At 65.9% G+C, this 26,617-nt stretch carries 25 protein-coding genes, 1 other RNA gene and 1 pseudogene; 18 read left to right on the top strand and 9 right to left on the bottom strand.

The features are described 5' to 3' along the window. Positions 1–28: 28 nt before the first annotated feature. The 6 genes from D1F64_RS16415 to D1F64_RS16390 all read left to right on the top strand — a co-directional run bounded on the left by D1F64_RS16415 (position 29) and on the right by D1F64_RS16390 (position 5,695). Positions 29–679 (top strand): glutathione S-transferase, encoded by a 651-nt coding sequence (locus D1F64_RS16415; RefSeq protein WP_117413302.1) that lies wholly within the window; start codon positions 29–31, stop codon positions 677–679. A gap of 1,055 nt (positions 680–1,734) precedes the next feature. Next, the gene (locus D1F64_RS16405) at positions 1,735–3,393 is read left to right on the top strand and encodes a chloride channel protein (RefSeq protein ID WP_117413300.1); all 1,659 of its coding nucleotides are present in this window, start codon (positions 1,735–1,737) and stop codon (positions 3,391–3,393) included. A gap of 70 nt (positions 3,394–3,463) precedes the next feature. Further along, a complete protein-coding gene (locus D1F64_RS16400; protein ID WP_117413299.1) occupies positions 3,464–4,318 on the top strand; it encodes an AraC family transcriptional regulator in 855 nt (284 codons plus the stop codon). Between the two features lie 281 nt (positions 4,319–4,599). Next, positions 4,600–4,731 (top strand): hypothetical protein, encoded by a 132-nt coding sequence (locus tag D1F64_RS25160; RefSeq protein ID WP_256372875.1) that lies wholly within the window; start codon positions 4,600–4,602, stop codon positions 4,729–4,731. Beyond that, positions 4,713–5,363 (top strand): AzlC family ABC transporter permease, encoded by a 651-nt coding sequence (locus D1F64_RS16395; protein WP_248304488.1) that lies wholly within the window; start codon positions 4,713–4,715, stop codon positions 5,361–5,363. Before D1F64_RS25160 ends, D1F64_RS16395 begins: the two co-directional genes overlap by 19 nt. A gap of 26 nt (positions 5,364–5,389) precedes the next feature. After that, positions 5,390–5,695, top strand: a complete 306-nt coding sequence (locus tag D1F64_RS16390) for an AzlD domain-containing protein (protein ID WP_117414659.1) — start codon at positions 5,390–5,392, stop codon at positions 5,693–5,695. Positions 5,696–5,775: 80 nt separating this feature from the next. Here the strand turns inward: D1F64_RS16390 and D1F64_RS16385 are convergent, their stop codons facing one another. After that, positions 5,776–6,282, bottom strand: a complete 507-nt coding sequence (locus tag D1F64_RS16385) for a thioesterase family protein (RefSeq protein WP_117413298.1) — start codon at positions 6,280–6,282, stop codon at positions 5,776–5,778. 172 nt (positions 6,283–6,454) lie between these two features. Here D1F64_RS16385 and D1F64_RS16380 point away from each other — a divergent pair, with 172 nt between their 5' ends. The 3 genes from D1F64_RS16380 to D1F64_RS16370 all read left to right on the top strand — a co-directional run bounded on the left by D1F64_RS16380 (position 6,455) and on the right by D1F64_RS16370 (position 11,981). Continuing rightward, positions 6,455–7,867, top strand: coding sequence for an FAD-linked oxidase C-terminal domain-containing protein (locus D1F64_RS16380; protein WP_117413297.1), 1,413 nt, complete (start codon positions 6,455–6,457; stop codon positions 7,865–7,867). 128 nt (positions 7,868–7,995) lie between these two features. Further along, a complete protein-coding gene (locus tag D1F64_RS16375) occupies positions 7,996–11,712 on the top strand; it encodes an AsmA family protein (RefSeq protein ID WP_117413296.1) in 3,717 nt (1,238 codons plus the stop codon). Beyond that, positions 11,709–11,981 carry a hypothetical protein gene (locus D1F64_RS16370; RefSeq protein ID WP_117413295.1) on the top strand — a complete coding sequence of 91 codons (273 nt, stop codon included), beginning with the start codon at positions 11,709–11,711 and terminating at the stop codon, positions 11,979–11,981. The genes D1F64_RS16375 and D1F64_RS16370 overlap by 4 nt, the downstream gene beginning before the upstream one ends. A gap of 24 nt (positions 11,982–12,005) precedes the next feature. Here D1F64_RS16370 and D1F64_RS16365 read toward each other — a convergent pair whose 3' ends face one another. From D1F64_RS16365 to ssrA, 5 genes are all read right to left on the bottom strand, one after another. Beyond that, entirely contained in the window at positions 12,006–12,221 is a 216-nt protein-coding gene (locus tag D1F64_RS16365) for a ribbon-helix-helix domain-containing protein (protein ID WP_117414658.1), read from the bottom strand. 175 nt (positions 12,222–12,396) lie between these two features. Next, on the bottom strand, positions 12,397–12,585 hold the full coding sequence (locus tag D1F64_RS16360; protein ID WP_117413294.1) for a DUF4169 family protein: 189 nt from the start codon (positions 12,583–12,585) through the stop codon (positions 12,397–12,399). 185 nt (positions 12,586–12,770) lie between these two features. After that, positions 12,771–14,171 carry a class II fumarate hydratase gene (gene fumC / locus D1F64_RS16355; RefSeq protein ID WP_117413293.1) on the bottom strand — a complete coding sequence of 467 codons (1,401 nt, stop codon included), beginning with the start codon at positions 14,169–14,171 and terminating at the stop codon, positions 12,771–12,773. 135 nt (positions 14,172–14,306) lie between these two features. Further along, on the bottom strand, positions 14,307–14,948 hold the full coding sequence (locus tag D1F64_RS16350) for a ClpXP protease specificity-enhancing factor SspB (RefSeq protein ID WP_117413292.1): 642 nt from the start codon (positions 14,946–14,948) through the stop codon (positions 14,307–14,309). A 208-nt stretch (positions 14,949–15,156) separates the two neighbouring features. Then, positions 15,157–15,524: a transfer-messenger RNA gene (gene ssrA / locus D1F64_RS16345) on the bottom strand. Positions 15,525–15,676: 152 nt separating this feature from the next. Here ssrA and D1F64_RS16340 point away from each other — a divergent pair. The 7 genes and pseudogenes from D1F64_RS16340 to D1F64_RS16310 all read left to right on the top strand — a co-directional run bounded on the left by D1F64_RS16340 (position 15,677) and on the right by D1F64_RS16310 (position 22,449). Continuing rightward, positions 15,677–16,483, top strand: coding sequence for a thymidylate synthase (locus D1F64_RS16340; RefSeq protein WP_117414657.1), 807 nt, complete (start codon positions 15,677–15,679; stop codon positions 16,481–16,483). Continuing rightward, entirely contained in the window at positions 16,480–17,583 is a 1,104-nt protein-coding gene (locus D1F64_RS16335) for an NAD(P)/FAD-dependent oxidoreductase (protein ID WP_117413291.1), read from the top strand. Before D1F64_RS16340 ends, D1F64_RS16335 begins: the two co-directional genes overlap by 4 nt. Positions 17,584–17,616: 33 nt before the next feature. Beyond that, a pseudogene (locus D1F64_RS16330) lies at positions 17,617–18,158 on the top strand (dihydrofolate reductase). 322 nt (positions 18,159–18,480) lie between these two features. Further along, complete coding sequence (hflK, locus tag D1F64_RS16325; protein ID WP_117413290.1) at positions 18,481–19,632, top strand: FtsH protease activity modulator HflK; 1,152 nt, start codon at positions 18,481–18,483, stop codon at positions 19,630–19,632. Next, positions 19,629–20,555: a protease modulator HflC gene (locus tag D1F64_RS16320; RefSeq protein ID WP_117413289.1), complete on the top strand. Its 927-nt coding sequence runs from the start codon at positions 19,629–19,631 to the stop codon at positions 20,553–20,555. Before hflK ends, D1F64_RS16320 begins: the two co-directional genes overlap by 4 nt. Further along, positions 20,552–20,737 carry a DUF2065 domain-containing protein gene (locus D1F64_RS16315; protein WP_117413288.1) on the top strand — a complete coding sequence of 62 codons (186 nt, stop codon included), beginning with the start codon at positions 20,552–20,554 and terminating at the stop codon, positions 20,735–20,737. The genes D1F64_RS16320 and D1F64_RS16315 overlap by 4 nt, the downstream gene beginning before the upstream one ends. Positions 20,738–20,973: 236 nt before the next feature. Next, entirely contained in the window at positions 20,974–22,449 is a 1,476-nt protein-coding gene (locus D1F64_RS16310) for a Do family serine endopeptidase (RefSeq protein WP_117413287.1), read from the top strand. 80 nt (positions 22,450–22,529) lie between these two features. On the opposite strand, the gene serB is transcribed toward D1F64_RS16310, so the two are convergent. Beyond that, complete coding sequence (gene serB, locus D1F64_RS16305; protein WP_117413286.1) at positions 22,530–23,429, bottom strand: phosphoserine phosphatase SerB; 900 nt, start codon at positions 23,427–23,429, stop codon at positions 22,530–22,532. Between the two features lie 20 nt (positions 23,430–23,449). Here serB and miaA point away from each other — a divergent pair, with 20 nt between their 5' ends. Continuing rightward, positions 23,450–24,394 (top strand): tRNA (adenosine(37)-N6)-dimethylallyltransferase MiaA, encoded by a 945-nt coding sequence (gene miaA, locus D1F64_RS16300; RefSeq protein WP_248304487.1) that lies wholly within the window; start codon positions 23,450–23,452, stop codon positions 24,392–24,394. After that, positions 24,394–24,849, top strand: coding sequence for a GIY-YIG nuclease family protein (locus D1F64_RS16295; RefSeq protein WP_205470506.1), 456 nt, complete (start codon positions 24,394–24,396; stop codon positions 24,847–24,849). Before miaA ends, D1F64_RS16295 begins: the two co-directional genes overlap by 1 nt. On the opposite strand, the gene D1F64_RS16290 is transcribed toward D1F64_RS16295, so the two are convergent. Together D1F64_RS16290 and D1F64_RS16285 are read right to left on the bottom strand one after the other, a co-directional pair. Further along, a complete protein-coding gene (locus D1F64_RS16290) occupies positions 24,846–25,589 on the bottom strand; it encodes a pseudouridine synthase (RefSeq protein WP_117413284.1) in 744 nt (247 codons plus the stop codon). The genes D1F64_RS16295 and D1F64_RS16290 overlap by 4 nt on opposite strands. After that, entirely contained in the window at positions 25,586–26,515 is a 930-nt protein-coding gene (locus D1F64_RS16285) for a class I SAM-dependent methyltransferase (RefSeq protein ID WP_117413283.1), read from the bottom strand. The genes D1F64_RS16290 and D1F64_RS16285 overlap by 4 nt, the downstream gene beginning before the upstream one ends. Between the last annotated feature and the right edge of the window lie 102 nt (positions 26,516–26,617).

Here is a 26,617-nt window from a genome sequence, read left to right as displayed (position 1 = left end):
GAATGATGCCCAAAGGACGCCCCCGGCGATGAACACGCTCACGATCTCGTCGAAAAACTACTCTTCCTGGTCGCTGCGCGGCTGGCTGCTGTGCAAGATGGCCGGCCTCAAGTTCGAGGAACGCATCGCCGAACTGGACGACGAGGCCCGCCAGGAACTGCTGCTGCTGTCGCCCTCGGTGCTGGTGCCGCGGCTGGTGCATGGCGAGGTGACGGTGTGGGACACCCTGGCGATGGCCCAGTATCTCGCGGAAACCTTTCCAAAAGCTGGCATGCTGCCCAAGGACAAGGTGGCGCGCGCCCATTGCCGCGCGGTCTCGGGCGAAATGCACTCGGGATTCTACAACCTGCGCTCCGCGCTGCCGATGAACCTCAAGGCGCGCCATGAGTCCTTCAAGATATTTTCCGGCGCCCGGCCCGATGTCGAGCGGGTCAAGACGATCTGGTCCGAATGCCTCGAGGCTTATGGCGGCCCGTTCCTCTTTGGCGACAAGCCGGTGATCGCCGACGCCATGTACGCTCCGGTCTGCACCCGATTCGTCACCTATGCGGTGGATCTCGACGACCCGAAGCTCGATGCCTACGTGCAGACGATTCTCGACTGGCCCTTGATGAAGGAATGGACCGAGGGCGCGTTCGCCGAACCCGACGAGATCATCGAACTCGAGGTTGAGTTTTAGTTGGATCCGTTTTCATGGAAACAGAGGGCAGTTTCCATCAATCGGGGACCCAGATGAGAATCGGGCTGGCCTGCGGACATGTGGCCGATCCTTCGAGACGCGCCTTCGGCGCTCCTCAGGATGATGTCTTCGAGACGGCCCTTCGGGCCTCCTCGAGGCATGAGGTCTTCGAGACGGCGCGGAGCCTGTCCTTGGGCTGACCACAGGCCAGACCCGAGGGCGCCTCGTTGAGGCATGACGTTGAGCAAGTGGCTATTTCATAAATATACCAACACGATGACCTCATCCTGAGGAGGCCCGAAGGGCCATCTCGAAGGATCGGGCGGCTTGTTCGGCCGGCCCCCAGCACTTGTTCTTCAGGCCCTGTCGCGGCCGCTCGGGCATGGCGAGACCGCCGGTTCCACGACGGGTGGATTTGCTCGCGGGACCCATGCCACGTGGCCTTCTTTCGCGCGGCCTGCAATGCGGGCCGTCATCCCGACCCGGGCTTCGCCCTCTCGCGGATGACGCCGGAGCGTTGCGACAGGCGGCCCGAGAGCCATCGGCACGAGCCGATAGCCTGTCGGTTGACTTACTCCCGGCTCCTGCGGACACGGGAACGATCGCGGACAGACATGACGGACCAACTTCTTCAGAAGGATTACGACGGACGAGGGCGGCGCCGGCCCAGAGCGCGCGCGCTGTATCAGGCACCGGAAATGTCGCGCGCATGCGACTCGCAAGTGGCTGAACGGCTGCCCGGAGAGACGGTTGCCCGTCCGGGCGATTCCACCTCGACAACGCGGTAAGTGGCTGAAGACGGGCTCGGTCTGAACCTGTGGGAATTGAAAATCAAGGGGAAATCCGCGCCTTTTTATCCATGCCGGCTCCCCGTGCGCCAAGCCCCCTATCGCCTTTCGGTGATTAAGGCTCTAATGACGCAACGGTGTTTGGGGATGCCGCAGCGACGGGGCTCTGTCCCGCCCCGGATTTCTTTGCTCTTGGACCGTCAGGTTTCCCAACTGCCGTCAAGTCGGCGCCAAGCCAGCCTTGCGTAAATTTCAGGCCGTTTTTCGATGCCAGACGAGATCCCGCCCGCCTCCGACCGCCTCTTTCCCCTGAGAACCGGCTCTTCGGTCGTCATGGCCAGCATCCGCTCCAACCTCGCCGAATTCATCGCCCGCCGGCAGGCGTTGAGTTGGCTGCTGGCGCTGGTTATCGGCGCTGTGGTCGCCGCCGCCGCGATTCTCTTCCGCCTGGCGATCGGGCTGGTCCAGTGGCCGTGGCTGCGCACAACCTCCGAACACGTGGTGACCGCCGCCGTCAGCCAGCCGTTCTACGTGATCCTGTGCGCGCCGATCATCGGCGGGCTGATCGTCGGCGTTCTGCTGCAAACCGTGCAACCCAGGCAGCGCACCTCGTCCGTGGCCGACGTCATGGAAGCCCGCGTCAAGGGCGTCCAGGACCTGTCTTTCTGGAGCGGCATCTCGTCCGCGGTGCTCACGGTGCTGTCTCTGGGCTCGGGCGCCAGCGCCGGGCGCGAGGGCCCCATGGTGCATCTGGGCGCGACCATCGGACTGGCGCTGTGCCGGACCTTCCACCTGTCGGACACCACGCGCCGCATCCTGCTGGCCTGCGGCGTGGCGAGCGCCGTCTCCGCCTCGTTCAACGCGCCGATTGCCGGTGTCCTGTTTGCCCACGAGGTGGTGCTGGGGCACTACGCGCTGTCGGCCATCGTGCCGATCTCGATCGCGGCCGTCACCGGCACCGTGCTGTCGCGGCTGTGGTTTGGCGACGTCGCCGCCTTCGTGATCCCTGAGCACCAGATCACGTCGTACTGGGAGTTTCCCGCCTTCGCGCTGCTGGGCGTGACCTGCGCCATCGTTGCGGTGATCTTCCAGTTCGCGCTGATCGGCACGGACTGGGTGGCCCGCCATGTCAGCATGCCGACGTGGACGCGCCCGGCGGTCGGCGGTGCCGCCGTGGGCGTCATCGCGCTGGCCTTTCCGGAAGTCCTCGGCGTGGGCTACGAGACCACCGACGCGGCGCTGAAGAACAATCTGCCGCTCGTTCTGATGCTGACGCTGCTGGTCGCCAAGACGGCGGCCACCGCCATCACCCTGGCCTCGCGTTTTGGCGGCGGCATCTTCTCGCCCGCGCTCTATCTGGGTGCGATGACCGGCGGCGCCTTCGGGCTGATCGCCGCGAAGGTGTTTCCGCAACTTGCCTCAAGCGAGGGGCTCTATGCGATCCTCGGCATGGGCGCCGTCGCCGCCGCCGTGCTCGGCGCGCCGATCTCCACGACGATGATCGTCTTCGAGCTGACCGGCGGCTACACGCTGTCGATCGCGCTCCTGATCACGGTCTCGATCGCCACCGGCATCACGCTGGCGGTGCACGGCCGCTCCTATTTCCACTGGCAGTTGGAGATGCGCGGCATCGCGGTGCGCGAGGGCAGTCACCGCTGGCTGGTGCATTCGGTGCATGTGTCGGACTTCATGGAACCGCTGCCCAAGGACGAGACGCCCGAACCGCTGGAGGCCGGCGCGCCCAGCCTGAAACCGGGCGACGAGCTGGAAACGGCGCTGCGCGCCTTCGATGCCAGCGGCCAGGCGCGCATCGCCGTGGTCGACCGTAACGACCCGGAGAAGATCATCGGCTGGGTGCTGCACGTGCGCGCCCTGCGCTACTTCAACAAGGCGCTGATCGACGCGACGGTGGAGGAGCACCGCTGAGGCGCGGCGTCCGGTGAAAAGCGCAATTCTGTCCAAGACAGGCGCGGCACGCTTGCATAAAATCGCGGCCATGACGATCACTCAGTTCCAGGCCCTTGAGGCAACACCGCTTGCGAGCACGGAGCGCGCGCTGTTCTGGCGCGAGCCGCGCTACGGTGCGCTCGAATGCCTGTCGGCGACGTTCCGCACCCACGCCTATGCGCCGCACACCCACGAAACCTACGTGGTGGGCGTGATCGAGGCCGGATGCGAGGCCTTCACCATCGGCGGTGAGGCTCGGGCCGCGCGCCCCGGCGACGTGTGTTTCGTCAACCCTGGCGTGCTGCACGATGGCGCGCCGCTTGACGACGGCTATGCCTATCGCATGACCTATCCGAGCGTGGAGTTCATCCGGGCGATCGCCGAGGACATGCTGGGTTGCGCCGTGTCCGGCACGCCGCGGTTCATCTCGCCGGTGATCCGCGATCCCGCCCTGGCCGCGCGGTTCGCCCGCGCGCACCGGCGGCTTGAGGCCGGCGCCGCCAGCCTGGAGGACGATGAGGCGATGCAGCGGTTCTTCGCCTCGGCCCTCGCCCGGTACGCCGATCTGACGCCGCCGCCTGCGTCCGCGCGCGTTCATCCCGCGATCGAACGCGCCCGCGACTACATGGACGCGCATCTGGCGGACAATCTCGAGCTGACAACGCTGGCCGGCATCGCCGGGTTAAGCCGGCATCACTTTTTGCGCGTCTTCGCGAAGGCCTACGGTCAGGCGCCGCATGCCTGGCTGCTCGATCGCCGGGTGCACGCCGCCCGCCGCCTACTGGGCGCGGGGCTGCCGCCGCCCGAGGTCGCCGTGGCCTGCGGTTTTTGCGACCAGAGCCACCTCAACCGCGCCTTTAAGCGCCGCATCGGCGTGACACCGGGCGCGTTTCGCGCGGGATGAGTCGGCCGGCACCGCGACCTTCACCGCTTTCAAAGCGCGGTCGCGAAAGGCAACTGGCGCGCTCCACACGCGTCGCCGATCCTTCGAGACGGCGCTGGCGCGCCTCCTCAGGAGGACGTTGAACGAGGTTTTTTAGGGATATCAATACGATGACGTCATCCTGAGGAGCCGTCCCTCGGGTCTGGCCTGTGACCAGCCCAAGGACAGGCTCCGCGGCGTCTCGAAGGATCGGCAACCCCACCGGCATGCTTTCATTGACCACCAGATCGAGCAATCACCCCATGTCCCCTGCATCCGATTTCCGCGCGGGCTTCTTCAAGGGCCTGCCGATCATCCTGGCGACCGCCCCCTTCGGGCTGCTGCTGGGGCGATTGCCGCGCAGAAGGGCCTGTCGGTGCTGGAAATCTCGCTGATGAGCGCCATCGTGTTCGCCGGCAGCGCGCAATTCGTCGCCGTCGACATCTGGAGCTCCCCCGCGCCCTGGGCGGCGCTGGGCTTCTCGGCGCTGCTGATCAACATGCGCCATGTGCTGATGAGCGCCTCGATCGCCCCGAAGATGGGCGGCTTTCACCCCGCCGCGCGGATCCTGGGGCTGTTCTTTCTCGCCGACGAGATCTGGGCGCTGTCGGAAGCCCGCGCGGCGCGCGAGCGCTTCACCCCGGCGTTCTATTTCGGCCTCATCACCGTGTTCTACGTCTTCTGGAATTTTTGGTCGGTGCTCGGCGCGCTGATCGGCCCGGCGCTGGGCGATCCGGTGGACACCGGCTTCGATTTCGCCTTCACCGCCATTTTCATCGCGCTGATCGTCAATTTCTGGAAGGGACCCTCGACCGGCGCGGTGCTGGTCGCCAGCGCCGCCACCGCCGCTCTCGTGCATCAGCTCGTCGCCGGGCCTTGGTACATTCTCGCCGGCGCCATCGCCGGCATGATCGCCGCCGCACTCGCCTGGCGGCCCGAGCCGGACGCGCCGCGGACCGAAGCCGTGCAAGGCGACTGGAGCGCCGACGTGCCCGGTGCGCGGCTTGAGCCGGAGGAACGCCCGTGAGTATCGGGGACATGGATTTCGGCGGCATGTTCAGCGTCGATCCGCACACGCTGGCCGCCATCCTCGCCATGGGAGTCGCCACCTACGCCACCCGGCTGGCGGGTCTCGTTCTCGTCCGCCACATCCCCGCCACAGGCCGCGTCAAGGCGGCGCTCGAGGCCGTGCCGGCGGCCGTGCTGATGGCGGTCATCGCGCCGGTCGCCATCGCCACCGGTCCGGCCGAGACCATCGCCGCGGCCCTGTGCGCGCTGGCCGCAACGCGATTGCCGCTGATCGTCGTCGTGGCGATCGGGGTGGCGAGCGTGGTGGGGTTGCGGATGGCTCTCGGGTAGGAGGGGCGTCGGAAAGGGGCCCAAGCGCCTTTCCCCGGAGCACCCCGCGCCGGAAGCCGGCTCCCCTGATTCCGCCGGCTCTACTTTCGCCGGATTGCGATTTTGCGGCCGACGCGCTCGGGAACGGCGAGGGTGGCTTGGCTGGCGTGCAGGGTGCCCAGCGCCGCGCGAATGGCTTCCGGCCACGGCGTGACCTTCTTGGCGGTCATGTCGATGTGCAGCGCCAGTTGCTCGGAGGTGGCGGAAATCCAGCCTTCCTCGGCGTGAAACAGCTCCTGGTAGAAATGCATCCGCTTGTCGTCGAAATCGATGAGCTGGAAGGTCGAATAGACGGGATCGCCGGACGCCAGTTCGCGCAGGTAGCACACATGCACCTCGGCGGTGAAGAACGAGCCCTGGCATGCGTCGAGGTACTCCGGACCGAGGCCGAGGGGAATGGCCGCCTCGTCCACGCCCTGATCGAACAGCACGTTGTAGTAGGCCATGTTGAGATGGCCGTTGTAGTCGAGCCATTCGGGCTTCACGCGCATGATCGAGGAGCGCACGAGACGGCGCGCGCGCTCGGTGTTCTCTGACGTGTCCGGCATCAGGCGAAATCTCCCGTTGTCGTGCGGATTGCGGCCGCGCGAACGGCGATGATCGCGCGTGGCGCGGGCGTCAAAGCCGCGTATAAACTACCGATGTCTTTGTTGATTCCCTGGCATTTTGCTACGGTGCAGCAAACAGGCCGATAAAACAAACGATGTGGAGGGACGGTGCATGGGTCTTGCGGCAGTTCAGGCAACGATGGATCGCAACGAAACAGGCATTCGCACGGTGATCGGAATCCTCGGCGCGCGTTTCGCCGACCGCTGCGTGCTGTCGAAGGCGGTGCGCGAGCAGCATGCTCACACCACCACGTGGATTGAAAACCAGCCGCCCGACGCGGTGGTCTTTCCGCAATCCACCGAGGAAGTCGCCGAGATCGTGCGCGCCTGCGCGGCCCATGCGGTGCCGGTGATCGCCTTCGGCACAGGCACCTCGCTTGAAGGTCACGTGAACGCGCCCGCAGGCGGCATCTGCATCGACATGGCGCGGATGAACGCGGTCGTGAAGGTCAACGCCGAGGATCTCGATTGCGTGGTCCAGCCCGGCATCACGCGCAAGCAGCTCAACGACTACCTGCGCGACACCGGCCTGTTCTTTCCGATCGATCCGGGCGCCGACGCCTCCATCGGAGGCATGGCCGCCACCCGCGCCTCCGGCACCAACGCCGTGCGCTACGGCACCATGAAGGACAACGTGCTGGCGCTCACGGCCGTCATGCCGGACGGGACCATCATCAAGACCGGCACCCGCGCCAAGAAATCCTCCGCCGGCTATGACCTGACCCGTCTCCTGGTCGGCTCGGAAGGCACGCTCGGCGTGATCACCGAGCTGACGCTGCGCCTTCAGGGCATTCCCGAGGCGATCGCCGGCGGCGTCTGCCCGTTCCCGGATGTGGAAAGCGCGTGCAACGCGGTGATCATGACCATCCAGTGCGGCATTCCGGTGGCCCGCATCGAACTGGCGGACGCGCTGCAGGTGAAGGCCTGCAACGCCTATTCCAAGCTCGATCTGGAAGAGACGCCGACGCTGTTTCTCGAGTTCCACGGCACCGACGCGGGCGTCAAGGAACAGTCCGAGCTCTTCGCCGAGATCGCGCGAGACTGCGGCAGCGGCGCGTTCGTCTGGACCGTGAAGCCCGAGGAACGCACGAAACTGTGGCAGGCGCGGCATGATGCCTATTGGGCCTGCCTGGGGCTGCGTCCCGGCTCCAAGTGCTTTACCACTGATGTCTGCGTGCCCATTTCTCGGCTGGCGGAATGCGTCGGCGCGACGCGGGCCGATATCGAGGAAAGCGGCCTGATCGCCCCCATCGTCGGCCATGTGGGCGACGGCAACTTCCACACCTCCATCCTTGTGGACATGGATGACCCCGACGAGATGGCCCGGGTCGAGGCCTTCGCGGAGCGGCTCAACTGGCGCGCCATCGAGATGGAAGGCACCTGCACCGGCGAACACGGCGTCGGTCAGGGCAAGATGAAATACCTGATGCGCGAGCACGGTGCCGCGCTTGAGGTGATGCGAACCTTGAAAATGGCCATCGATCCGCAGAACATCATGAATCCGGGCAAGATCGTTCCCATCTAGGTGGAGCATCCCCCGGCCTCCCGGCGCGCACGTCGCCGGCAGTATTGGAAAGCGGAGCGTAACAGACCGGTTTTCCGCGACCACGGAGACGAACACTGAATTCGCTCTACATCTCGGTCGGAGTAGCCTTGATCGTCGCCCTCATGGTGGCGCTCGTCGGGCCGTTCTTTGTGGACTGGAACGCGTATCGCTCGACCTTCGAGAGTTACGCGGAGCGTGCGCTCGGCCACAGCGTCACCGTCCTCGGGCGCGCCGACGCGCGGTTGCTGCCGACGCCGACGCTGGTGTTTTCCGACGTGCGCGTCGGCGAGGCCGAGGACCCGCTGATGGTGGTGTCGCGGTTCGAGGTGCGCATCGAGCTTACGCCATTGCTCAATGGCGAGATCCGGGTCGTCGACATGCGGCTGGAACAGCCGGAGCTGCATCTGGCGCTGGACGAAAGCGGCCGGCTCGACTGGCTCACCGCGGCCACGCTGCACAATGGCAGTCAGATCGATCCCGCCAATGTTCAGCTCGACAGCGTCGATATCCAGAATGGCAGCGTCGAGGTCATCGACGCGCGGACCGGCAGCATCCACACCGTCAGCGACGTCAATCTCAACCTGTCCGCGCGCTCCCTGCAAGGTCCTTACAAGCTTGAGGGCGCCTTGGCGCTCAATGGCGCGCGGCAGTCGGTGCGCGTGTCCACCGGCCGGCAGGACGCGGACGGGAAGATCCGGGTCAAGGCCGAGTTCGTTCCCACCGAGGTGCCGGTCACGCTGCGTCTGGACGGATTGCTGGGAGATTCCAACGGTGCGCCGGAGTATGTGGGCGACTTCGTGCTGGCCAGCGTGGCCCAGGTGGAAACGCCGGAGGGTGAAGACGACATCACCTTCAACGGCGGACAGCTCAGCCGTCAGGCCGCGCAATTGTGGGAAGGCGAGGGCAAGTTCGAGCTCACCCCGGTGCAACTGGACATCAGCGAACTGGCGTTTCGCTACGGGCGTGAGGACCGCCCCTTCCGGCTCGATGGCGACGGCACGGTGCTGTTCGGCGCCGCGCCTCGGTTCGATGCCAGGATCACGGCGAAGCAGGTGGACCTCGACCGCATCTTCGGGGCGGGGCCGAAGGATCCCCTCGCCATCGATCAGGCGGCCGCCTCCCTGCTGGCTTCCTTGAAGAACCTGCCATTGCCGCCGATTCCCGGCGCCATCGGTCTCAGCCTTCCGGGACTGGTGGCCGGCGGCGGCATCATCCAGGACATTGAGCTCAACGCCGAGACGCTGCCGCGCGGCTGGCGGATTTCGTCGCTGGAGGCACAACTGCCGGGCCGTTCCGAGTTTTCCGCAAGCGGCGAATTGCGCCTTGGCGAGACGCCGGACTTCGAGGGCAAGATGCACCTTGCCTCCAGCCAGCCGTCGGCCTTTGCCGCGTGGTGGCGCAAGGGACAGCCGGCGCGGCCCCTGTCGCTCGATCCCTTTTCCGTGGATGCGCGCGTCGAGATATCGCCCACGGCCCTGCTTCTGACCGGGCTCGAAGGCGATGTCGGTTCTTCCGCGTTCACCGGAGCGGTGACCTGGCGCAAGCTGACCGGAAGCGACCGCTCCGTCGTCACGGCGGACCTTGACGCCGACCGGCTCGATGTCGATCAGCTCCAGGCGCTTGCGAGCTTGCTGCGCGGCGCCGGCGGGGATGCCGAAGGGCGGGACGCGGCGGCGGAACAACAGGCCGGAAAATTCGGCAAGACCGACGTGTCCGTGCGCATGGCGATCGCCGACCTGCGCGTCAGCGGAACCCGCGCGGACCGCGTCGAGCTGATCGCCAGCTACGCGCAGGACGCGCTGAATGTGGAGCGCTTTCAGGCGGCGAATTTCGCCGGCGCCCGGGTCGAGGCGGAAGGCCGCGTCAATGCGCTGACCACTGCGCCGGACGGGCAGTTCACCGCCACGCTGGAGGCCGAGACGCTTGACGAATTGCGCGATGTCCTGGTGCGGCTGTTTCCCGACGTGGACGCGGTGCGCCAGTTCGCGGCCGCATCCCCGGCACTGGCGCCGGCCAAACTCACCGCGAATTTCTCCGCCCGCGCGGGTGTCTCCGGGGGCAGCAAGGCGGCGCTGACGCTGAACGGGCAGATGGGCGGCAGCACGCTGGAGGCCAAGGCCGATTTCTCCGGCCGCACGGATGCCTGGCGCGATGCGGAGGTGGACGTCGAGGCGCATGTGCGCGCCAGCGACGGGCTTGAAATGCTGCGCCAGTTCACCTTCGACGTCTTGCCGATCGATGGCGTCGGTCCGGCGCGCCTGGATGTGACGGCTTCCGGCGACGTGGAAAGCGGCCTTTCGGTGGGACTGGTGGCCAGCGGCATCGGCTCGGAATTCGAGGCGCAGGGATCGGTGGGCTTCCCGGCATCGAAACCGGTGCTTTACGGGTTTGATGTCGTGGCGCGCAGCGATGATCTCACGCCCTTCGGCCTGATGAGCGGCCGGGTTCTTCCCATTCTGGCGGGAGCCGTTCCGTTGCAGGCCTCCGCGCGCCTGGATGGCGAGGCGCTCGCGATGACCCTGAGCGACATCGACGCACGGGTTGGCGCGGTCACGCTCACCGGCAGCGTGGAGGGCGATTTCGCGCAGCGCGCGCAGTTGACCGGCGCGGTGCGCGTGAGTTCCGTCGACGCGGGGCTGCTGAGCGAACTGGTGCTGGGCGCGGACGCCTGGTCGTCGGTGAATGCGGCGGCGGAGAACCGTCAGGGCTGGCCCTCGGGCGCCTTCGGCGCGCCGTTTCTCGGCGATCTGTCGTTGCGGCTGGACGTCACCGCGGACAAGGCGGATCTCGGTCTGCCGAAGCTGGCCGAGCGGGCGACGTTCTCGCTTCAGGCGAGCAACAGTGAACTGGCGGTCGACGGTTTTGACGCCGCCTTCGAAGGCGGGCGTCTTTCGGGCAGCCTGCTGATCAACCGCTCCGGCGGTGAGGCCGCGGCTTCTGGCACGGTCAAGGCGAGCGCTGTGGATCTGGAAGGCCTTGTGTGGCGGCGCGCGGGACGGCCGCTGGCGCGGGGTCTGCTGGATTTGTCGGTGGATTTCGAGGGCGCGGGGCGTTCGGTCTCGGGCATCGTCGCCGGACTCGCCGGCGGCGGCACCTTCCATGTGGGCAACGGCGAGCTGCGCGGTATCAGCACCGCGGCCTTCGGCTCGGTGATCCGCGCCGCGGACGCGGGGCTTGCGCTTGAGGACGCCGCGATCCGAAAGGTGTTCCTCAGCCATCTTGATGCCGGCAATCTTCCGTTCAAGGCGCTCGACGGCTCGCTGACGCTGGCCGCCGGCACCGTGCGCGCGCGCAACGTGACCGTCGATACGGACCGGGCCAAGGCCTTCGGCACGGCCACGATCGATCTGGAACGCTGGGAGCTGGAAAGCGACTGGGCGTTGAAGGTGGATCCGGGCGAAAACGCGGTCACCGGGGCGGAGCCTCAGGTCGGGCTGCTGTTTCGCGGCCCGCTCGACGATCCGTCCCGCAGCATCGACATCGCGCCGTTGACCGCCTTTCTGACCCTGCGCGCGTTTGAGCAGGAGGTCCGCCGCGTCGAGAACCTGCAGGAAGAGATCCTGGAGCGCGATCGCTTCCTGCGGCAACTGCGGCGGCAGCGCGAGGAGCGCTCGCGCGCCAGACAGAAAGCCGACGAGCAGGCCGCCGCCGGGAATGCCGAGCGCGAGCAGGGCTCGGACGCGGACGAGGCCCGCGGGCCGCGCCGGAACCCGCGTCGCAAAGCCGCAACGGCGCTTCCGATGCGAAACCCGGGGCAGGGGGGCTCGATGTCGAGGATTTCGCCCGGCGCATTCGTCCGGCCATCGAGCAGGCGGTGCCGTTGAACCTAGCGCCGCTGCCGCAGTCCGGACAGGTGTTGGTGCCCGCCGAGACGCCCGTCAGCGAGTCAATCGGCCTGAAGCCGATGGAGCTGCGGCCCCGGAGTGAAATCTTTGAACCCGACCCCGAGCCCACCAGCAGCGCGAGCGTGGAGCCGCCCGCGCCGCGCGCTACCAGCCAGCCCCGCAGGCTTGAGCCGCGGGAAAAGATACCGCGCTATATCCTGGGGCCGCAGAATCTGGTGATCCCCAATCCCGACTATCCGGGGAACTGACCCCGGCGCGTGCGGATCGTTTGCCTATTGCCTCTCGCGGTAGTGCGCGAGAATGGCAACCCGAACGGCCGAGGCGAGCGCGGAGGGTTCCGCGCGGGCATCATCGATCTCGGCGATCAGGGCGGCGACCGGCATCTTCCGGGCCTGGGCGATCTCGTCCAGGGCGCTCCAGAATTCACGTTCCAGCGCGAGGCTGGTCCGGTGTCCGCGCAATGTCAGCGATCGTTTCTTCAAGGTCATGTCGCTGGACTTCAAATGGAGGCGTGGTCGGTTCGAAATGCTCTCGAATTTGAGTCGAAAATCATTCAAAAATCCGTCAAAAGACTCTCAAAACACGAGAAATTTGTAGCCCAATTTGAACAGACAATCGGTCACTTCGGTATTTGAATACCGCAACTGTGGATCCGGCGTCCGGTCAGTCTTCCGGATGTTCCAGCCGATGGCCCTCGATATCGCGCAGGCGCTTGCTGGCTTCTTCCTCCTGGCGGGTCCGTTCCGCCTTGGTCAGCCCGTGGCGGACCCGGTTTTCGTCGGCCGATGCGGCCTCGCTATCCCTTTGACGTTGCTTGCGTACCTGACGCAGGTTGATGATTTCCGCTGACATGTCGTGTCTCCGCAGGGTGTTTCCGCAGGACGGCCTGCCCGGCGCCGGCGCTGCCGGCGTTCTCCGGCCGCGTGCGGCTGCTCGGGATGGTCATGACTTCGGCGCCGCGCCGTCCTGGGCCTGGCGAAACGCCGCTCTTCCTTGAATTTAGGGCAGGATTGACGCGGCTTCCAGAGCCTATCGCACTATTTGTCGGCCCGCGGGGCCAGCATGTTTTCCGGCCGCACCGTGGCGTCGAACTCCGCTTCGGTGACGAACCCGAGCCGGACGGCTTCCTCGCGCAAGGTGGTGCCGTTGGCGTGCGCCGTCTTGGCGACCTTGGCGGCGTTGTCGTAGCCGATCTTGGGCGCCAGCGCTGTGACCAGCATCAGCGAGCGCGCCATCAGATCGCCGATGCGCTCTTCGTTCGCCTCGATTCCGATGACGCAGCGATCGGTGAAGGACCGCGCCGCATCGGCGAGAAGCCGGATTGACTGCAGCAGGGTGTCGGCCATCACGGGCTTGAAGACATTGAGCTCGAAGTGCCCCTGCGAGCCGGCGAACGCCATGGTTGTCTGGTTGCCCATGACCCGCGCGCAGACCATCGTCAGCGCTTCCGCCTGGGTGGGATTGACCTTGCCGGGCATGATCGACGAGCCGGGCTCGTTTTCCGGCAGGATCAGCTCGCCCAGGCCGGAGCGCGGGCCGGAACCAAGGAAGCGGACGTCATTGGCGATCTTGAACAGCGAGGCGGAGAGCGTATCCAGTGCCCCATGGGCGTGCACCATCGCGTCGTGCGCGGCCAGCGCCTCGAACTTGTTCGGCGCCGTGACGAAGGGCAGCCTGGTGAGCCGGGCGATCTCGGCGGCGAATTTTTCCGCGAAATCGGGCGCCGCGTTGAGCCCGGTGCCCACCGCCGTACCACCCTGGGCGAGCTCGAACAGGCCCTCGCGCGCCTGCTTGACGCGCGTGATGCCATTGGCCATTTGCGCCGCGTAGCCGGAAAACTCCTGGCCCAGGGTCAGCGGGGTCGCGTCCTGGGTGTGTGTGCGGCCGATCTTGATGATGTCCTTGAAGGCCTCGGCCTTGGCGGCGAGGGCTGCGCGCAGATGCTCCAGCGCGGGCAGCAGCCGGCCGTCGATCTCGAGCGCGCTGGCGACATACATCGCGGTCGGGAATGTGTCGTTGGAGGACTGGCCGCAATTGACGTGATCGTTGGGATGAACCGGGGTCTTGCTGCCCATGGTTCCGCCCAGGATCTCGATGGCGCGGTTTGAGATCACCTCGTTGGCGTTCATGTTCGATTGGGTGCCGGAGCCGGTTTGCCACACGACCAGAGGAAAATGGCCGTCGAGCTTGCCGGTGGCGACTTCGCCGGCCGCCTGCACGATGGCGTCGGCGATGTCGGACGGCAGCTTGCCGAGACCCGCATTGACGGTCGCCGCCGCCTGCTTGACGAGGCCCAGGGCATGGACAAGGGCTGCGGGCATGGTCTGCGTGCCGATCGGGAAATTCTCGATCGAGCGCTGGGTCTGCGCGCCCCAGTAGCGATCCGCGGGAACCGCGATGTCGCCAAACGTGTCGGATTCCAGGCGTGTTTCGGCCATTGTCGAACTCCCAGTCGCCGCCCGTGGCGAACGGGCAGCCGTGATGTCATGTCAGGTTCGAGGGTTGCCAAGGGCGGATTGGATCGTGCGGCGCCTGGCGCGAGCGGGCCGGACACGGTCCGGCTGCTCCCGGGATCAGCTCTTCTTGCGGAAAGCGTCGAGCGACACGACGTCCGCGCCGTCCTTGTCGCCGGATTTTTCGCTCTTGTCGTCGCTCTTGCCGCCAGCGGCCTCCGCGGACGCGTCCTTTGCCGGCCGGACGGGCTCCGCCGTGTCCTCGTCCGCGACCGATGTCTTGGCGAGGGCGAGCGGGGTCACGGTCTTCGCCTCATCGTCGCGTTCGGTCAGCTCGGCGACACGTTCCAGCGTTTGTGCTGCGTCGCCCGCGGCGCGGATTTCCTCGGGCAGTTCCTCGGCCGTCTTGCCGGGCTCGAATTCGAGCGCGAACTGCACCGACGGGTCGAAGAAGCCCTTGATGGCGGAGAAGGGGATCACCAACCGCTCGGGGATGCCGTTGAACGACAGGCCGACTTCGAACGTGTGCTCGCCGACGACCAGATCCCAGAACTGGTGCTGCATGACCACGGTCATTTCCTGCGGGTAGCGTTCGCGGATCCGCGGCGAAATGCGCACGCCTGGGGCCGTCGTGTCGAAGGCAATGTAGAAATGATGTTCGCCGGGCAGGCCGGTGCGCAGCACTTCTTCCAAAATCTTGCGAACGGCGCCGCGCAGGGCGTCCTGAATGACGATATCGTAACGGATCAGGTCTTCGGACATGGTCTGACTTTAGCACTGCCGGAATCGTGTGAAGCGTGCGACGAACATGAACCGTCGCGCCGCAAAAAGAAAGTGCGTAGCCCGCCGCATTGTTCAATGACGGCCGTTTTCCCGCAAGAGGTTATCTGGAAACGCGATCCGTCGAGTCGTATCAATCCGGCGGCCGGGCTGGCTGGGCCCCGGCTGTCATGCACGCACGTGTGATGGAAGCGAAGGCTTCTGTTGCCAGGTGCCTTCAAACCCCGCCTTACGGTGCTAACCGCAAGGGCTTAAGCGGACTACCGGCACTGCATTACGCAGCGACAGCGTTGTCCATAGCATAGTTGTCATTTGCAACTACAGGTTTGGCCCGATAACGGCGGAACCATGCCGAGCGAAAGAAAAGTCTTTACACCCTCGTCGATCCTATTTCGCCCCGCCGAAACCCACGTTTGTCCACTGGACGTTCATGGGCTTGGGTGGAGGCGCCGGGTACCGCCCCCGGGTCCGAAAGGCTTATTTCACTCACCGTTTATCGCCATAGCCGACTTGCGCCGACACGGTGAATATAGGGGCGGGGGGCCTCGTGAAAAGGGCTGGTCTGCGTATTCCTGTGCGCAGGCGCGATGCGCCGCCGCAATGTTGGAAGGATGCGCCCGCGGATGCGATGCCTCTTGCCTTGGATTGGAGACGGGCAGACCCTAGGTGCTGATGACGAATCGACGATGCAAGCGGAGCACACGCCCTCGATGCGGCAATATCTCGACCTGATGCAGCGCATTCTTGACGACGGCGCGACCAAGACCGACCGCACCGGCACGGGCACAAAGTCCGTCTTCGGGCACCAGATGCGGTTCGATCTGGCGCAAGGCTTTCCGCTGGTAACTACCAAGAAGCTGCACCTGAAGTCGATCGTCCATGAGCTTCTGTGGTTTCTGAAGGGCGACACCAACATCGCCTATCTCAAGGACAACGGTGTTTCCATCTGGGACGAATGGGCCGACGAGAACGGCGATCTCGGTCCTGTCTACGGCGCCCAGTGGCGCTCGTGGCCCGCGCCTACGCCGGGCGATGCCGGCGGCGCCATCGACCAGATTTCGAACCTGCTCGAGCAGATTCGAAAAAATCCCGACAGCCGCCGGCTGATCGTCTCCGCCTGGAACCCGGCGCTCGTCGACCAGATGGCGCTGCCGCCGTGCCATGCGCTGTTCCAGTTCTATGTCGCCGACGGAAAACTCTCCTGCCAGCTCTACCAGCGCTCGGCCGACGTGTTTCTCGGCGTGCCGTTCAACATCGCGTCTTATGCGTTGCTGACGCTGATGGTGGCGCAGGTGACCGGTTATGCGCCGGGCGATTTCGTCCACACGCTGGGCGATGCGCATCTCTATTCCAACCATTTCGAGCAGGCGCGCGAGCAGTTGTCGCGCGCGCTGCGTCCTCTGCCGGTGATGCGGCTGAATCCGGATGTGACCGATCTCTTCGGCTTCATCTTCGAGGATTTCGCGCTGGAGAACTACGACCCGCATCCGCACATCAAGGCGCCGGTGGCGGTATGACGGAAACCGTCGATACGGTCGTCATCGGCGCGGGCGTCGTGGGACTGGCGGTGGCGCGCGAACTGACGCTGGCCGGCCATGAGGTGATTGTGCTGGAGCGGCACGGGCTGATCGGTTCGGAAGTGTCTTCGCGCAATTCCGAGGTCATCCACGCCGGCATCTATTACGACAGCGCCTGGCTGAAGACGCGGCTGGCGGTTGAAGGCAAGGCGCTGCTCTACGACTATTGCGCCAGCCACGGCGTCGCCCACGACCGCATCGGCAAGCTGATCGTCGCCTGCGACGAGGCGCAACTGGCGCGGCTTGATGGGATCCTCGCGCAGGGACGCCGCAACGGCGTGACCGACCTGCGCCTGATAGGCCGCGACGAGGCGCGGGAGCTTGAGCCCAATGTCGCCTGCGTCGGCGCGATCCTGTCGCCCTCCTCCGGCATCATCGACGCGCACGGCCTGATGCTGGCGCTGCAGGGCGACGCGGAAAGCCATGGCGCCATGGTCGCCTTCAATGCGCCGGTCACGGGCGGCCGCGTCGTGGACGGCGGCATCGAGATTTGCGTGGGCGGCGCCGAGCCGATGGACCTGCGCGCGCGTCAGGTGGTGATCGCGGCAGCCCTTGGCGCCCAGGACGTGGCCGATGCCATCGACGGCTATCCGGTGACGCGAATTCCGCCGATCCACAAGATCAAGGGCAACTATTTCAACATCGCCGGCCGTGCGCCGTTCAACCACCTGATCTACCCTGTCCCCGTGCCCGGCGGTCTCGGCACCCATGCCACCCTGGATCTCGGCGGACAGGTGAAATTCGGACCCGACGTGGACTGGGACGCGGAGCCCGACTTTTCGGTCGATCCGGCGCGCGCGGAGGAGTTCTACGGGGCGATCCGCAGCTACTATCCCGATCTCGCGGATGGCGCGCTTCAGCCCGACTATGCGGGCGTGCGCCCGAAACTCTCGGGCAAGGGCGAGCCAGCAGTGGATTTTTGCATTCAGGGTCCGAAGGATCATGGTATTGCTGGGCTCGTGGCGTTGTTCGGCATCGAATCGCCGGGGCTGACCTCATCGCTGGCCATCGCCCGGCATACCGCGCGATTGCTCCCCTGAGGATTGGGCCCGTTGCGGGGCCTTTCATCGGATATGATACGGCACGTTTTCCAACCGGGAATTACTTTGACCCACACGATTTCCCTCATTGCCGCCGTCGCGACGAACGGTGTCATCGGCCGCGATAACGACATGCCGTGGCATCTCACGTCCGACCTGAAGCGGTTCAAGGCGTTGACCCTGGGCAAGCCCATCGTCATGGGCCGCAAGACGTTCCAGTCCATTGGCCGGGCGTTGCCGGGCCGGATGAACGTCGTTATCACGCGGGATGCGGATTTTTCGGCCGAGGGCGCGACTGTGGTCGCCTCTCTGGAGGAGGCCCTGCGCGCCGCCGAGGATGCCGCAGGCGAGGGCGGGGAAATCATGGTGATTGGCGGTGGGCAGATCTATGCTGAGGCCATCGACCGGGCGCAAACGCTCTATGTCACGGAAGTCGAGGCGGCGCCGGAGGGGACGCGCGGTTTCCCGACATCGACCCCGCTCAGTGGCGCGAATGCTCGCGCGAGCCGGTGGAGCGCGATCCGCGCGACAGCGCCGCGATCGAAGTGGTCGTTTACCGCCGCAGGCCCGTCTGAGGGGGGGTGCGGCGCCGCGCATTCGCTCGCGATCTCAAGTGTGCTGAGCTTCTGAATTCTGCCAAGGCTTGAATTCCAAATGTGAAAACCCAATTGCGAGGTGGGTGCGCCATGGCGCGTTCCACCCGGAATCGGGAGGAGGAGCTGTTTGCGCCGAGCGGCGGCACACACCGCGTGTGGGCGCAACGTCAGGCAATTCGTTGAAAGCGCCCGGCAAGTCGCCTATAACGCGGCACGGGAACGACCAAATTATGATCGAGGCCCCCGAACCCGCGGCGCACCGCCGCGCGGGACGGGAGGACCGGCGGAAAAGGATATATTGATGCCTTGGAGCAACCAAAGCGGCGGCGGCCGGAAGGGTGGCAGTGGCGGCCCTTGGGGAGGAAACGGGGGCGGACAAGGTCCCTGGGGCGGCGGCTCGCAGCGTGGAAGCGGCGGCAACCCGCCCGATCTTGAAGAGCTCCTGAGGCGCAGCCAGGACAAGCTCAAGAGCGTCCTGCCCGGCGGCGGCGGCAATCTCGGCGCCAAGGGCGTCGTGCTGGCGGTGATCGTCGCGATTGGCGTGTGGCTGGCGACCGGTTTCTACCAGGTCGAGCCCGACGAGCTTGGCGTGGAGCTGATTTTCGGCGAGCTGCATGAGCAGACGCAGCCGGGTCTGAACTACAACTGGCCTTATCCTGTCGGCGCGGTTTACACGCCCGGCGTGCTGCAAATCCGCGAAGTCACCGTGGGTCTGCGCGAGGTGGCCAGCGGCCGGTCCATGACCGTGCGCGACGTGGCCGAGGAAAGCCTGATGCTCACGGGTGACGAGAACATCGTCGACGTCGACTTCAAGGTGCAGTGGCGCATTTCCGATGCCGAGTCCTATCTGTTCAACGTGCAGAACCCGGAAGCGACCGTGAAGGCGGTGGCCGAGAGCGCGATGCGCGAAGTGGTCGGCACGTCTCAGATCGACTCGATTCTCACCGAAAACCGCGCGCCGATCCAGATTTCGGTGCAGGAGCTGATGCAGAAGACGCTCGATACCTACACCGCGGGCATCCAGATCACCCAGGTGCAGATGCAGAAGGTGGATCCGCCGCAGCAGGTGATCGATGCCTTCCGCGACGTCCAGGCCGCGCGCGCCGACCAGGAGCGCATTCAGAACGAGGCCCAGACCTACGCCAACCGCATTGTGCCGGAAGCGCGTGGTGAGGCGGCCCAGGTGCTGGAACGCGCCAGCGCCTATCGCGACCAGACCGTCGCCCAGGCGGAGGGTGAGGCCAACCGCTTCATCAAGATCTACGACGAGTACCGCAAGGCGCCCGACGTGACGCGTCAGCGCATGTATCTTGAGACCATCGAGCGGGTCTTCGGCGGCACGGACAAGATCATCATCGACAACAACGGCACGGGTCAGGGCGTGGTTCCTTATCTGCCGCTGGATCAATTGAAGCGCGGTAGCGCGGCTGCTGCCGGGGGTGATGCACGATGAAAAACGGTATCTTCGGCGTATTCGCCATTCTCGTCGCGGCCCTTGCCGTCGTCGCCTATTCCTCGCTTTACACCATCTATCCGACCCAGCAGGCGCTGGTGGTGCAGTTCGGTGAAGTGCGGCGTCCGGTGACCGAGCCGGGTCTCTACTTCAAGTGGCCGTTCATTCAGGACGTGATCTTTATCGACAAGCGCATTCTGAACCTCGACATGCCGTCTGTGGAGGCGATCGCCTCGGACAAGAAGCGGCTGGTGGTGGATGCCTTCGCGCGCTACAAGATCGCGGATCCGGTGCGCTTCTATCAGACGGTGAACAATGTCACGCAGGCCGAGGCGCGGCTGTCGACGTTCCTGCAGTCGTCGCTGCGCTCGGAACTGGCTCGGGCGACCTTCACCGATGTGGTGCGCGACAAGCGCGCCGAACTGATGGAGCAGATCCGCAACCAGATCGACGGCAGCGCTTCGGAAATCGGCATCGACCTGGTGGACGTGAAGATCCGCCATGCCGATCTGCCGGAAGCCAACAGTCAGGCGATTTTCCGCCGCATGCAGACCGAGCGTCAGCGTGAGGCGACGGAAATCCGGGCCCAGGGTGAGGAGCAGTCGCGGCGCATCAAGTCGCGTGCCGATCGCGATGCGACGGTGCTTGTCGCCGAAGCCCGGCGTGATGCCGAAAAGCTGCGTGGCGATGGTGATGCGGAACGCAACAACATCTTCGCGGACGCTTATGGCCGCGATCCGGAGTTCTTCGCGTTCTATCGCTCGATGCAAGCCTATGAAACGGGCCTGAATGCGGGAGACACCAGTCTGGTGATTTCGCCGGATTCGGCGTTCTTCCGCTTCTTCAACGATCCGATGGGCCGGGAGGGCGCTGGTTCCAACAGCTCTTCCGCTCCCGCCGGTTCCGCCGCACCGGCTCAATGAATGACTTTCTGACGGCGCTCGGGCTTGTGCTGGCATTGGAGGGAACTCTCTATGCGCTCATGCCCGGCGCCCTGAAGGCGTTTATGCGTCAGGCGCTGGAATTGCCGGACCAGGTGCTGCGTTTGAGTGGTCTGGGAGCCCTTGTTCTGGGTGTCGTGCTGGTCTGGCTGGTGCGCGGATGACAATACCGTGTGAACCGGGCGTGGAAGGGCTCTCCCCTTCGGCGCCCGGTCGCAAAACCGGTATTTTGCTCAATGCTTTATGGCGAGTTGAGTCGCTTCGGGCCGGGCCCTCCCGGTCTGGTAGATCATACAGTCGATTTTCCGCCTCATTTCGGGTTTCATTGGAGGCGGTAATTTTTGCGGGCTGGACGGAAGTTTCGTCTCAGCGCGCGCCACCTCGTGGAGGAGATCGGCCGATGGCCATCCAAGTCCTGAATCCGTTCCGTTTTTGCCGCACCGCGGTCCTGTCCGCCGCGCTGGCGGCCAGCGTGCTCGCCGCGGCCGCGCCGCCGGTTGCCGCGCAGGGACCGGCCTCCGTCGCCGACCTGGCTGACGGTCTGCTCGACGCGGTGGTCAACATCTCCACGGCGCAGACGGTCGCAGCCCAGCGCACCGTGCCCATGCCGCAAGTGCCCGAAGGGTCACCCTTTCAGGAATTCTTCGAGGAATTCTTCAACCGGCAGAACCGCGATCAGGACCGCCCGCGTCGGGTGCAGTCGCTCGGTTCCGGGTTTGTGCTTGACGGCATCGAAGGCATCATCATCACCAACAATCACGTCATTGAAGGCGCCGACGAGATCGTCGCGAACTTCAACGACGGCACGAAGCTGACGGCTGAGTTGATCGGAACCGACAAGAAGACCGACATTGCGGTCCTCAAGGTCAAGCCGCCCAAGCCGCTGAGGGACGTGAAGTTCGGCGATTCGGAGAAGCTGCGCGTCGGCGACTGGGTGATGGCCATCGGCAACCCCTTCGGCCTCGGCGGCACGGTCACCGTGGGCATCGTCTCCGCGCGCAACCGCGACATCCACTCCGGTCCCTACGACAATTTCATCCAGACGGACGCCGCCATCAACCGGGGCAACTCCGGTGGCCCGCTGTTTGACATGAACGGCAATGTCATTGGCATCAACACCGCGATCATTTCGCCCTCAGGCGGCTCGATCGGCATCGGTTTCGCAATTCCGTCCTTCACCGCGACCCAGGTCGTCGATCAGCTGCGTGAATTCGGCGAGACGCGCCGCGGCTGGCTCGGCGTTCGCATTCAGGAAGTGACCGACGAGATCGCCGAGAGTCTCGGCATGGAGACGGCTGCGGGCGCGCTTGTGGCCGGGGTCGACGAGAAGGGCCCCGCCAAGGCCGCCGGCATTCAGCCCGGCGATGTGATCCTCTCGTTCGACGGCAAGAACGTGGATGAAATGCGTGAGCTGCCGCGCATCGTCGCCGATACGGAGATCGGCAAGGATGTGAGCGTTCTCGTGTTGCGCCGCGGCGAGGAGGTCGAGTTGACCGTCGCCGTCGGCCGCCTTGAGGAAACGGAATCCGCGGCGGCCGAAGTGACGCCGGAGGAAGAGGCCGCCCCCGAGGTCACCAGCGTTCTGGGCATGACCCTGGCGCCGCTGGATGACGCCGCCCGCGAGGCGTTCAAGATCACCGATGACGAGGTCAAGGGCGTCGTGGTGATGGAAGTCGAGCCGGGAAGCGCCGCGCAGGAGAAGCGGGTGCAGCCGGGCGACGTGATCGTCGAGGTGTCGCAGGAAAGCGTGCGCACGCCGGAAGACGTGATTGCGAAGATCGAGGCGTTGAAGGCTGAGGATCGCCGCACGGCGTTGCTGCTGCTGGCCAACGCGGCGGGCGACTTGCGCTTCGTCGCGGTGCGCATCGAGGAATAGGCGTTACGCCTTGCGGGAAATGAAAACGGGCTGCCGATCGGGCAGCCCGTTTTGCTTTGTGGCTCTGGAAGTCCAAGCCCTCAGTCGGTGACGAAGTCGCCCGCGCCATATCCCTGCAGGTACAGAAGCGCCGTCAGGTCGCCGTGGTCGATGCGGGCGTCGGCCTTGGCCGCGACCGCCGGCTTTGCGTGATAGGCCACGCCAAGACCCGCATCGCCGATCATCGCGAGGTCGTTCGCGCCATCGCCCACCGCCAGCGTTTCCGCAATCGCGATGCCGCGCTCGCGCACCAGATCGTGCAGTCTCTGGCGTTTCGCCTCGCGGCCGAGAATGGGCTCGCCGACGGTGCCGCTCAGCATGCCGTCCTCGGTGAGCAGCGTGTTGGCGCGATGCTCGTCAAAGCCGATGCGCGCGCCGATGGGGCCGGTGAAGACGGTGAAGCCGCCTGAGACCAGCGCGCAATAGCCGCCGTTGCTCTGCATGGTGCGCACCAGCGTGCGGCCGCCGGGAGTCAGTGTGATGCGGCTTGCGATCACCCGGTCGACCACGCCGATGTCGAGACCCTTGAGCAGACCCACGCGCTCGCGCAAGGCCGGCTCGAATTCGATCTCGCCGCGCATGGCGCGCTCGGTGATCGCTGCGATCCGCTCCTTGAGGCCGAGTTCCGCCGCCAGTTCGTCGATGCATTCCTGGCCGATCATCGTCGAATCCATGTCGGCGATCAGCAGACGCTTGCGCCGGCCGGCCTCGGGCTGCACATAGAGGTCGACCGGCGCATCGTTAAGGCTGTCGCGCAGGCGGTCCTCGATCGCCGGCAGGTCATCCGCAGCGGTCGGGGAAAATGGCACGTCGGCGGCGATCTCATCGGCCAGCACGCGCGGCGTACCCGCATTCGGAAGCAGGCCGCGCAGGCGCGCGGCGAGGGCGGCGTCCACGGCGGGCTTTGCCGGGCTGGAAACAAGCGTTACGACGTGTGTCATGAAAATCGTGCATCCGAACGGTGACTGAAGTGGGCGAGAAGCGCTTTCGTGCGATCCTGATAGCCGGGCCGACGGCGAGCGGCAAGTCGGCGCTTGCGCTCGCGCTGGCGCGGCGGCTTGGCGGCCGCGTGGTCAACGCCGACAGCATGCAGGTCTACCGCGAACTTCGTGTTCTCACGGCGCGGCCGTCGGAGCAGGAAGTGGCCAGCGCGCCGCATCTGCTCTACGGGCATATTGGTGTGGACGAGCCCTATTCGGTTGGCGGGTGGCTCAGCGATGTCGAAGCGGTCCTGGCGCAGGCGCGCGCAGACGGCGTGGTTCCGATCCTGGTGGGCGGCACGGGCCTCTATTTCAAGGCGCTGACGGAAGGGCTGGGCGAGGTGCCGGAGATCCCGCAGGCCGTCAGAAGCCTGTGGCGTGGCAGGGCGACAGCCATGCCGGCCGAAGAGCTGCATGGCTGTCTTGCCGAGCGCGACAGCGCCATGGCGCATCGGTTGAATCCATCGGACGCGCAGCGCGTCGTCCGCGCGCTGGAGGTGATCGATGGCACCGGACGGTCGCTTGCGGAATGGCAGCAGGAAAAGACATCGCCGCTGCTGGGCGCGGACGAGACGCTGCGGCTCGTCCTGGCGCCTGATCGCGCGTGGCTGCACGCGCGGATCAATCAGCGGTTCGAAGCCATGGTGGAGATGGGCGGGCTGGAGGAGGCCGTGCGCGTGGCGGGTCTGGAGTTCGATCGCAGCTTGCCGGCATGGAAGGCCATCGGCGTCCGGCCTCTGTCGGAAGCAGCCCGCGGCACGCGGACGCTGGAGGACGCCATCGAGCGGTCCAAGACGGACACGCGGCGCTACGCCAAGCGTCAGGAGACCTTCTTCCGCAATCAGATGGGCGATTGGGAGCGTGTGGATCCGCTGGCGCTGGAGGCCGCCGCCGAGTCGATCGCCGATGATTGGGACGCCGCGTGATGATCCCACCGGTTGGGCTTGTCGCAAATCTGGAGACAGCTTTCCCGGACGGTGCGGTTTGCATTCACAGTGGCGTCGCGATGCTGCCGGAAGGGCCGGGCGCCTATGTGCTGCTGATCCATATTGCTGAGCCTGCGCGCATCGACCTGTCCCAGTTCAGTGCGTCGACGTTTGCCGCGGGCTGGTATCTCTATTGCGGCAGCGCCAAGGGACCGGGAGGCATGCGCGCCCGCGTGGCCCGGCATATGAGGCAAAACAAGCGCCCGCGCTGGCATGTGGACCGGCTCACCAATGCGGCGGACGCCGTATTCGCCGTGGCGTTTCCCGACGGGCTTGAATGCAAACTGGTCGAGGCGCTGCGCGCTGCTGGCCTGTCGTTCCCCATGCCCGGTTTCGGCGCAACCGATTGTCGCCATTGCGAAGCGCACCTGCTGCGCTGGACGCCGCAAGATTAGCCTTCTGCGAACACCGCCTCGATGTCGTCTTCCGTCATCAGCCGGTAGTCGCCTGGCTCCAGATCTCCGGGCAGGTCGAGACCACCGATCCGGTCGCGGTGCAGGTCGGTCACGTGGTTGCCCATGGCGGCGAACATGCGCCGGACCTGATGATAGCGGCCCTCGGTGAGCGTCACATGCGCCGAAGTCTCGCCGAGCGGCTCGATCAGCGCCGGCTTCAGCGGCGTGTCGTCGCTTTCCAGCATCAACGTGCCGGAGGCTGCGATCTCGGCCTCGTTGCCGGAAAGCGGCCGGTCCAGTGTCACCAGATAGCGCTTGGAAACGTGGTGTTTCGGCGAGATGATCCGGTGCAGCAGCGCGCCGTTGTCGGTGAGCAGCAGCAGGCCCGAGGTTTCCTTGTCCAGCCGTCCGACGGTGGACAGTGCCGGATCGCGCCGCCGCCAGCGCTCGGGCAGCAGGTTGTAGACAAGGGGACCGGCCTCCTTGTGCGAACACGTCGTGCCCAGCGGCTTGTGCAGCATCAGGATCATGCCCGGAAGCGGGTCGATCGGCTCGTCGTCGATCTGCAGGTCGGCGCCGAGCTCCGGGGTGATGGCGAAGCGCTGGTCGGCCGCGGTGACAGGCGCGCTGTCGAGCGTGATGCGGCCCGCGCGCGCCAGTTGCTGGATCTCGCGGCGCGAGCCGTAGCCCATGTTGGCGAGCAGCTTGTCAAGCCGCGATGTGGGGATCTTCTTGCTCATTTGCGCGCCTCGTAGACCTTGAACCCGTGCTCTTCGACCTTCAGGGTGACGCGCGAGAAGGTGTCGCGCAGCACCGCCTCGTACGGCAGGTGGCGGTTGGCGGTCAGCCACAGCGAGCCGCCCTTGCGCAAGGTCCCGGCGGCCGCGGCGATGAAGGCCTGGCCCAACGCGCGGTCCTCCGCGCCGCCGTCGTGGAACGGCGGGTTCATGACGATGAAATCGAGCGCGGTGGGGCACAGTGTCGCCAGGCTGCCCGGCTGGCGGACATCGGCCCATTCGATGCGCGCGCGCGGGTCGTCGATGTTGCGCCGCGCGGCCTCGATGGCGCGCCGATCAATGTCGAGCAGGATCACCTGGGTGACCTTGGGCGAGCCGAGGATGGTTTTGGCGAGAAGGCCCGCGCCGCAGCCGAAATCCGCACCGCGGCCCTCCAGTGGCGGTAACTGCCCAATCAGCGCCGCGCTGCCCGGATCCGTGCGGTTCCAGCTGAAGATGCCGGGCTGCGACCACAGGCCGAGGTCCTCGACGAAGCGCGGGGCGCCGTCCTCGATGGCTTGCGCGATGCCCTCAAGCGCCTCGGGGCGATAGCCGGAGCAGATCTTGTGATGGTGTTTGGAGTACGGCTCGATGGCGCAGCCGAAGGCTTTCAGTTCCTTGGCAAGCCGTGCGCCGCCCTTGTCCTTGGGCGCCAGCACGGTGAAGGGCGCGCCGGGGGCAAGCGCCCGCAATCCCTGCGCCATTGCGTAGCGGCGCTCCACGGTGCCTGGAGGGGCCAGCATGACGAACTCCGAGAGGCTGCCGTCGGGCTGGTCCTCGAGCGAACGGGCACCGGGGATCAGCGGCGAGAACTGAATTGCGCCGGCGGACATGTCGGCGAGGTCGGATGGCGGCGTGCCGTACAGGCCGAAGGCCCCGGTTTCAGGCATCAAGGTATCCAGACAATGGAGTGCGTTGGGGCGGACATATCAGACTGGCCGCGCAAAAGCCAAAGGCCAAACGCAAACGGCGAAGGCGGAGGCCGCCTTCGC

Source organism: Breoghania sp. L-A4 (assembly GCF_003432385.1).
Lineage (GTDB): Bacteria > Pseudomonadota > Alphaproteobacteria > Rhizobiales > Stappiaceae > Breoghania.
The sequence above is the reverse complement of the archived record's forward strand: the minus strand, read 5'-3'. Positions and strand labels throughout refer to the sequence as shown.

Bases quoted from the DNA above. Each gene is read 5' to 3' on its own strand.
- D1F64_RS16415 (WP_117413302.1), top strand. From the start codon at position 29: ATGAACACGCTCACGATCTCGTCGAAAAACTACTCTTCCTGGTCGCTG.
- D1F64_RS16405 (WP_117413300.1), top strand. From the start codon at position 1,735: ATGCCAGACGAGATCCCGCCCGCCTCCGACCGCCTCTTTCCCCTGAGA.
- D1F64_RS16400 (WP_117413299.1), top strand. From the start codon at position 3,464: ATGACGATCACTCAGTTCCAGGCCCTTGAGGCAACACCGCTTGCGAGC.
- D1F64_RS25160 (WP_256372875.1), top strand. From the start codon at position 4,600: ATGTCCCCTGCATCCGATTTCCGCGCGGGCTTCTTCAAGGGCCTGCCG.
- D1F64_RS16390 (WP_117414659.1), top strand. From the start codon at position 5,390: ATGTTCAGCGTCGATCCGCACACGCTGGCCGCCATCCTCGCCATGGGA.
- D1F64_RS16385 (WP_117413298.1), bottom strand. From the start codon at position 6,282: ATGCCGGACACGTCAGAGAACACCGAGCGCGCGCGCCGTCTCGTGCGC.
- D1F64_RS16380 (WP_117413297.1), top strand. From the start codon at position 6,455: ATGGGTCTTGCGGCAGTTCAGGCAACGATGGATCGCAACGAAACAGGC.
- D1F64_RS16365 (WP_117414658.1), bottom strand. From the start codon at position 12,221: ATGACCTTGAAGAAACGATCGCTGACATTGCGCGGACACCGGACCAGC.
- D1F64_RS16360 (WP_117413294.1), bottom strand. From the start codon at position 12,585: ATGTCAGCGGAAATCATCAACCTGCGTCAGGTACGCAAGCAACGTCAA.
- fumC (WP_117413293.1), bottom strand. From the start codon at position 14,171: ATGGCCGAAACACGCCTGGAATCCGACACGTTTGGCGACATCGCGGTT.
- D1F64_RS16350 (WP_117413292.1), bottom strand. From the start codon at position 14,948: ATGTCCGAAGACCTGATCCGTTACGATATCGTCATTCAGGACGCCCTG.
- D1F64_RS16340 (WP_117414657.1), top strand. From the start codon at position 15,677: ATGCGGCAATATCTCGACCTGATGCAGCGCATTCTTGACGACGGCGCG.
- D1F64_RS16335 (WP_117413291.1), top strand. From the start codon at position 16,480: ATGACGGAAACCGTCGATACGGTCGTCATCGGCGCGGGCGTCGTGGGA.
- hflK (WP_117413290.1), top strand. From the start codon at position 18,481: ATGCCTTGGAGCAACCAAAGCGGCGGCGGCCGGAAGGGTGGCAGTGGC.
- D1F64_RS16320 (WP_117413289.1), top strand. From the start codon at position 19,629: ATGAAAAACGGTATCTTCGGCGTATTCGCCATTCTCGTCGCGGCCCTT.
- D1F64_RS16315 (WP_117413288.1), top strand. From the start codon at position 20,552: ATGAATGACTTTCTGACGGCGCTCGGGCTTGTGCTGGCATTGGAGGGA.
- D1F64_RS16310 (WP_117413287.1), top strand. From the start codon at position 20,974: ATGGCCATCCAAGTCCTGAATCCGTTCCGTTTTTGCCGCACCGCGGTC.
- serB (WP_117413286.1), bottom strand. From the start codon at position 23,429: ATGACACACGTCGTAACGCTTGTTTCCAGCCCGGCAAAGCCCGCCGTG.
- D1F64_RS16295 (WP_205470506.1), top strand. From the start codon at position 24,394: ATGATCCCACCGGTTGGGCTTGTCGCAAATCTGGAGACAGCTTTCCCG.
- D1F64_RS16290 (WP_117413284.1), bottom strand. From the start codon at position 25,589: ATGAGCAAGAAGATCCCCACATCGCGGCTTGACAAGCTGCTCGCCAAC.
- D1F64_RS16285 (WP_117413283.1), bottom strand. From the start codon at position 26,515: ATGCCTGAAACCGGGGCCTTCGGCCTGTACGGCACGCCGCCATCCGAC.